At 61.2% G+C, this 6340-nt stretch carries 5 protein-coding genes and 1 pseudogene; 2 read left to right on the top strand and 4 right to left on the bottom strand.

Annotated features, from left to right (window positions below):
* On the bottom strand, positions 1 to 806 hold an 806-nt coding region (locus LJE93_06620; GenBank protein MCG6948573.1), incomplete at its 3' end, for a mechanosensitive ion channel family protein.
* A gap of 77 nt (positions 807 to 883) precedes the next feature.
* On the opposite strand from LJE93_06620, the gene LJE93_06615 reads away from it, so the two are divergent.
* Together LJE93_06615 and LJE93_06610 are read left to right on the top strand one after the other, a co-directional pair.
* Positions 884 to 2257 carry a hypothetical protein gene (locus tag LJE93_06615; protein ID MCG6948572.1) on the top strand — a complete coding sequence of 458 codons (1374 nt, stop codon included), beginning with the start codon at positions 884 to 886 and terminating at the stop codon, positions 2255 to 2257.
* A gap of 70 nt (positions 2258 to 2327) precedes the next feature.
* Positions 2328 to 4121, top strand: coding sequence for a long-chain fatty acid--CoA ligase (locus LJE93_06610; GenBank protein ID MCG6948571.1), 1794 nt, complete (start codon positions 2328 to 2330; stop codon positions 4119 to 4121).
* Between the two features lie 207 nt (positions 4122 to 4328).
* Here LJE93_06610 and LJE93_06605 read toward each other — a convergent pair whose 3' ends face one another.
* The 3 genes and pseudogenes from LJE93_06605 to LJE93_06595 form a co-directional block, all read right to left on the bottom strand.
* Positions 4329 to 4670 (bottom strand): PEGA domain-containing protein, encoded by a 342-nt coding sequence (locus LJE93_06605; protein ID MCG6948570.1) that lies wholly within the window; start codon positions 4668 to 4670, stop codon positions 4329 to 4331.
* A 43-nt stretch (positions 4671 to 4713) separates the two neighbouring features.
* Complete coding sequence (locus LJE93_06600; protein ID MCG6948569.1) at positions 4714 to 5082, bottom strand: VOC family protein; 369 nt, start codon at positions 5080 to 5082, stop codon at positions 4714 to 4716.
* Between the two features lie 15 nt (positions 5083 to 5097).
* A pseudogene (locus LJE93_06595) lies at positions 5098 to 6207 on the bottom strand (P1 family peptidase).
* Positions 6208 to 6340 lie beyond the last annotated feature (133 nt).

Below are 6340 nucleotides of genomic sequence, written 5' to 3'. Positions count from 1 at the left end.
ACGAGATCTACATCCGATCCGTATCCCGCCTGCACCTTGACCCGCACCCGCATCTTTTCGTGTGGCCCGCCGGTCTGATTGACAATCTGACTGTTGGCGATCACGGCGTTAGGCACCGTAATCTCGACATCGTCTCGGGTGAGAAGGCGGGTTGATCGCATGCCGATATCCAGTACCTGCCCGCGAATGTTGCTGTCGAGGACCACGAAGTCACCGACCTTGTATGGAGCATCCGCCACGATGAAGATCCCGGAGAAAAGATTCGACAGGGTGTCCTTTGCAGCAAAGCCGACGGCAATTCCCAGAATTCCCGCCGAAGTCAGCCACGAGGTCAGCGGGATGTCCCAGGTGAGGCACACCGCGTACAGGAATCCGCTCACCACCAGGACCGTCAGGATGATATCGAAGAGCGGCAGGGTACGGGATTCTATCCACGAGATATCGTCGACATTCTCGCTCACCGCCTCGAGAAGGATCCGACCCACCCGCATGAAGGCCTTCGCCCAGATGAAGGCGATCACTGTCTCGAGGATGCCGAGCATGAAAAAGTCGAGCTTCGCAGGCGCCTGGAACTCGAGGTAAGCGAGAATGATGCCGACCAGCAAGATCGTCCAGACAATCGGCCTCCGCAGTTCGGTGGCGATCTTGTTGTCGATCTCGGTTTGGGTCCTCGAAGTGACAAACATGATCACTTTGACGAAGAGCAGGCGAGCAAGCAGGGCAATCACAACCGCCGCGCCCAGAATCGCCAGCTGCCGCATCCCGGTGTTGCTGCTCAACTCGGACATCAGTTGGCTGGTTTCCACGACGCCTCCTCAGCTGTGGTTCGACGCAGTATAGCCCGTGGTCGCCGCTCCTGCAGGACGTATAGAATGTCGCCATCATGGAGAACGAGGGTGCCGCCAACCATTCGGGGATTCACCGGTCGGAAGATGCAAGCCCGACCAGCATGCGGGCTGCATTCCTGGGAGTCCTGCTGCTCGCGCTCTGTGTCCGAGTCCTCCTCCTCACCCACATCTCGCTCCAGCACCCCGAGTACATCGTCCAGGACCTCGACAGCGTCGAAACGAATATCCACGCCCCCGGCGTGCCCTACATGAACGACTTCGGTTACGAGGCCTCCAACATCGCCTACGCATGGGTCGCCGGCGGCCAGGTCTACGCGAGCCCGTTCGGCGGCGCGACCGGCCCCACGGCGTGGATCGCGCCCGGCATCGTGGCGCCGTACGCGCTCTCGTTCGCGCTCTGGGACTGCTTCACACCGGCGTCGATTCTCTTCGCCTACGGTCTCGCATTGATCGTATCTCTGCTCACCACCGTCGTCGTGTTCAAAATCGCAGCTCTGCTTACAGAGAGCCGCCGCACCGGACTGGCGGCAGCATTGATATTCGCCGTTCTGCCCTACGAAGCCTGGGTCTTCCACACCCGGAGCCAGCTCGATTTCAACCTTCCGGTGCTGTGGTTCGCGCTGCTCCTCCTGGCGGTTTTGCGAACGATTGATGAGCCGGGCAGCTCCGGAATCGGGCTCGGTGTGGTCTCCTCTTTCGCCGCCCTCTTCAATCCCGGCTTCATACTCTGCACCGGCGTCGGTTGGTTGCTCGCGATGCCCGGACGCGGCGCTCGTCGAAACCTCCGTCTCGGCCTCAACCTGCTCGTCGTGCACGTTTTGCTGGTTGGACCCTATGTGGCCTGGCAAAGCTTCAGGATCGGCACCTTCGTCCCGGTCAAATCGAACGCCCCGGTCGAGCTCTTCATCGGCAACACTGACACGGCCAGCGGGCTGCTCCGCCACCAGGTCTTTCTTACCTATCATCCGAGCCAGAACGACGCGCAGTTCGTCCTCTACAGCGAGGTCGGCGAGGGAGCTTACGTGCGGGAAGCCAGGCGTCGATTTCTGGAGTCCTTCGATACCCGGGAGTTCATTGAAAATACGGTGCGGCGGGCTTACCTGTTCTTCTTCGGCTACGAGGTCAAACCCTGGGACCATTCCGCTGTCAAAATACTCATCAAACGAGCGCTGTGGCTTCTGTTTTTCCTCTCGCTGGTGGGCCTGATCGTGATCAGACGAGGTCGGCCATCCAGGCTCGAGACCGCCTCGCTGCTGTTCACCCTCGCCTACGCCTTCCCGTACCTGTTCACCGGCATCATGGAGCGCTACCGAATACCGATCACACCGGTTGTCGCAGTGGCCCTGGCGATCATGCTCCGCGAGGTGTGGAACACCTGCGGCCGCAGATCAGCCAGCTCTCTCCTCTGATAGAATCCTTGCCACCGTTCGGTGCAAGAAGAGGCGTTCAGAAAACAGCTGACCGCAAAGGAGTTCAAAGGTGGAATTCCGCGACTTTCAAAACGTCCACGAAATGCTCAAAGAGACTGTCGATCGGTTCCCCGACCGCACCGCCTACCGGTCTATCCTCGACGGTGGCGAGATGACCGCCACCACCTGGAGCGAGTTTTACGACCAGGTGCGCACGACGGCAAAGAGCCTCATCGCCCTTGGCGTCCGCAAGGACGACAAGGCCAATATCCTGAGCTACTCGAACTACCACTGGGTCCTCACCGATTTCGCACTCGCGTCGATCGGATCGTGCACCGTCGGCATATACCACTCGCTGCTGGCAAAGGATGTCGCTCACATCGTCGACCACTCCGATGCGATCCTCGTCTTCGCGGAGGATGAAAGCCAGGTCGCGAAGTTGCTGGAGATTCGGAATCAGATCCCCAACGTTCGCAAGGTGATTCTCTTCTCCGGCAACCCCCCGGCCGGCGACTGGGTCATCACCTACGAGGAGTTCCTGTCGCTCGGTTCCGACGTACCGGAAGAGACGTTGGAAGCCCGCATTGCCGATGTAACGTCGGATGACGTCGCCACCATCGTCTACACCTCGGGAACGACCGGCGTGCCCAAGGGGGCGGTTCTGACGCACGACAACATCACATTTACCGCGCAATCGGTGTACCACTCCGTCGAAAATGGCGATGGCGACGTGACGCTGCTTTTTCTGCCGTTGGCTCACGTCTTCGCCCGCGCCTGCGTCTTCACCGCCTCCTTCGCGGGTGCGACGACGGTGTTTGCCAGGCGCATGGACACCATCGCCGAGGACTTCAGGATCGCCCGGCCACACTGGTTCCCGAGCGTTCCGCGGGTATACGAAAAGGTCCACACCAAAATCATTTCCGGCGCCCAGGCCAAGGGCGGGCCGGCGTTGAAGATCTTCAACTGGGCGGTCAAGATCGGTTCGCAGGTCAGCGACCTCAAGGTCGCCAAGAAGTCCATTCCCCCGTTGCTCGGCATGCAGTACGCCCTCGCCACCAAGCTCGTCTTCAGCAAGGTTCAGGACGCCCTCGGGGGTCGGGTCCGTTGGTGCATTTCGGGCGCAGCTCCGATCAACCCGGAGATTGCCAGATTCTTCCACGGCGCCGGCGTTTTGATCCTCGAGGGCATCGGCATGACCGAGAACACCTCATTCACGAACATCAACCGCTACGACAACTACCGTTTCGGCTGGGTCGGCCCGACCGGACCGGGTATCGAGCAGAAGACCGCCGAGGACGGTGAAGTTCTGTACCGAGGCCGCAACGTAATGCGCGAGTACTACAAGATGCCGGCAGAGACTGCTGAGACCCTGACGCCGGACGGCTGGCAGCACACCGGTGATCTGGGAGAGATCGACGATGCGGGTTTCCTCAAGATCACCGGACGCAAAAAGGACCTCATCGTCACCGCGGGTGGCAAAAATGTTGCTCCGTCAGCGATCGAGGGGCTCGTCGCGACCTCGAAATACATCTCTCAGGTGTGCGTTATCGGTGATCGTCGGAAGTATCTGACCGCCCTCATCACGGTTGACCCGGAAAACATCCAGGCGTTCGCCGAGGAACGAGGCATCGCGGCCGACAGCCTCGAAGCGCTTCTCGAGAACAGGGAAGTGAACGATCTCATTCGCTCGGTCATCGACGAGAAGAACGCCGAGCTCGCGTCCTTCGAGACCATCAAGGACTTTCGCCTGCTCGACGAGTTCTCGATCGAAAACGGCCTTCTCACACCCACTCTCAAGGTGAAGCGGAACGTGGCCATGGAGCGTTTCGCGGATGTGATCGAGGAGATGTATCGGGAGGCATAGCGTCCCGAAGTAGGAATTTTGAGTTTTGAGTTTTGAGTTTCCACACACCCTCCCAGTTCTCTGAGGTGCGTGTGCAAAGTCCGACTTCGCCTTCGAGTACGCCGGGAAAAATTTCGGAATCCCAAATCCGAATTCCCAAATCCGAAATTCCCGCTGCGCAAATCTGCTGTATCCGTGGAACTCCGTGCCGGTTCGGTTGCGCCGCCCCTACTCGGGCTGAAGTGTCGCCCCAACTCGGGTGTCGTCGCCGGCGACCACCACCAGCTCGCGCTTCCACGGCCGGTGCCCCTCGAGTCTGAGCTCGACGGTGTGGGTGCCCTCGGTGAGGTGCAGATTGACCGGCACCGTCCCGCGGAACTGGCCGTCAACCAGAACCTCGGCGCCGTTCGGGTAGGAGCTGAAGGACACCGTCGCCTGCTGTGGAGGGGCCTCCCGGACGCCCTGTTCTTCCACCGACACACAACCCACAAACGCGGCCAGGATTGAGATCATCGCGACCAGCGTGGCCGCGCTCACCCATCGATTCAATTGGTGCTCGGTCATCGTCATCGCTACCTCCGTCTCAGGATACGGATGAAGACGACTGATCGTTTTACTCTTCGGAGAGACCCCGATCCGACCACACCGCGAGCTCGTTGCCGCTGGGGTCGGTGAAATGAAATCGGCGTCCACCCGGGAAGCTGAAGATCTCCTGGGCTATCGAGCCACCGTTGGCACGCACGCTCGCCTCCACGGCCTCAAGGTCGACCGCATAGATGATCACCAGCGGCCCACCGCGGCTGACTTCCTCCGTCAATCGGAGGCCCCCGGTCAAGCGGCCGTCTTCAAAGCTCGCGTAATCCGGGCCCCAGTCCTGCATCTTCCAACCGAAGACCTTGCCGTAGAACGTCTTGGCGGCTTCGAGATCGGTGACCGAGATCTCCACGTAATCGACTCTCTTGTCATGCTCCTCCTGGCCCATCGTTCCCTCCCTCGCCTCGATCATTTCCACCAGCCGCTCGATCGGAATCGCCTCTCTGGTGTTGCCATCACGCCCGGTGACGGCGGTCGCTCTGACGATCGAGTTCAGCACTGCCTCCTCGACGGCCTCGACGGTGGCCAGGAAGAGGGGGCTGGTGAAATCGTTGTACAGGAGCTCGTCATCGCGCGTGGTGTACGGCTCTTCGTAGGGGACCTGGTTGCGGGTGGAAAAGGCGATCACGAAATCTCCCGAGCCGTTGGACATGAATGATCCGGTGCGCGCCAGGCCCATCACCGCCCTCGATGCCAGGCGCTCCAGATTGCGCGGCGAGAGCGGAGCGTCGGTCGCGAGGACGATCATGCACGAGCCGTCACTCGCTTCCACCGCATCCTGGAAGGCGTACCTCCCGAGGCGTTCACCGACGCGGATGCCGTCCATCGTCAGCACGCCACCGAAATTCGACTGCACGAGGGCGCCGACGGTGAATCCGCCGAGCCTCTCCGGCAGCACCCGCGAGGCAGTCCCGATCCCGCCCTTGAAGCCGAAGGCCGAAGTCCCGGTGCCGGCGCCGACCGAGCCCTCCTCCACCGGGCCAGTCTCTGCCTCTTCAACGGCGAGAAAGACGTCGAGGGGCCGTACCGCGCAGGTGCGGATGTCGTTGAGGTACCCGTCGTTGGTCTCGCCGACCACCGCGTTGACCGATCGCACGTCCTCGTTGCCCGGCTGACGGAGTGTCCAATCCACAACCGCCTGCACCACAGTTCCGACGCACAGCGTGTTGGTGAGCACGATCGGCGTTTCGAGGTTGCCGAGCTCCTTGACCTGGAGAAAACCCGCGGCCTTGCCGAATGCATTGGCCGGAAAGACCGCCGCCGGCACCTTGGTCTGAAAGACATTTCCGTCGTGGGGCACGATCGCGGTCACACCCGTGCGGATCCCTTCACCCTCGATCAATGTCCGGTGGCCGACTCTCACGCCGGAAACATCGGTGATCGCGTTGAGTGGCCCCGGTTGAAAAATTCCCGGCTCGATGCCGAGTTGGCGAATCCGCGGCCGTTCTTCGGCCCCTCCAACGCCCGTCAAGCCCAAGGCGCAAACCGCGATGATCAGTGCTCGTCGCATCATGCCTCCACCTCACTCCGGTCACCTTTTGCTTCACGCACCAGTGCTTCGGCGAGGATCTGCAACGGGTCCAGCCACGGCAAGCCCGGCGGCCGCCTGACAAACACCAGCGATGCCTCGGTGCAACCGGCGATCA

Source organism: Acidobacteriota bacterium (assembly GCA_022340665.1).
Lineage (GTDB): Bacteria > Acidobacteriota > Thermoanaerobaculia > Thermoanaerobaculales > Sulfomarinibacteraceae > Sulfomarinibacter.
The sequence above is the reverse complement of the archived record's forward strand: the minus strand, read 5'-3'. Positions and strand labels throughout refer to the sequence as shown.

Bases quoted from the DNA above. Each gene is read 5' to 3' on its own strand.
- LJE93_06615 (MCG6948572.1), top strand. From the start codon at position 884: ATGGAGAACGAGGGTGCCGCCAACCATTCGGGGATTCACCGGTCGGAA.
- LJE93_06605 (MCG6948570.1), bottom strand. From the start codon at position 4,670: ATGACGATGACCGAGCACCAATTGAATCGATGGGTGAGCGCGGCCACG.
- LJE93_06600 (MCG6948569.1), bottom strand. From the start codon at position 5,082: ATGGGCCAGGAGGAGCATGACAAGAGAGTCGATTACGTGGAGATCTCG.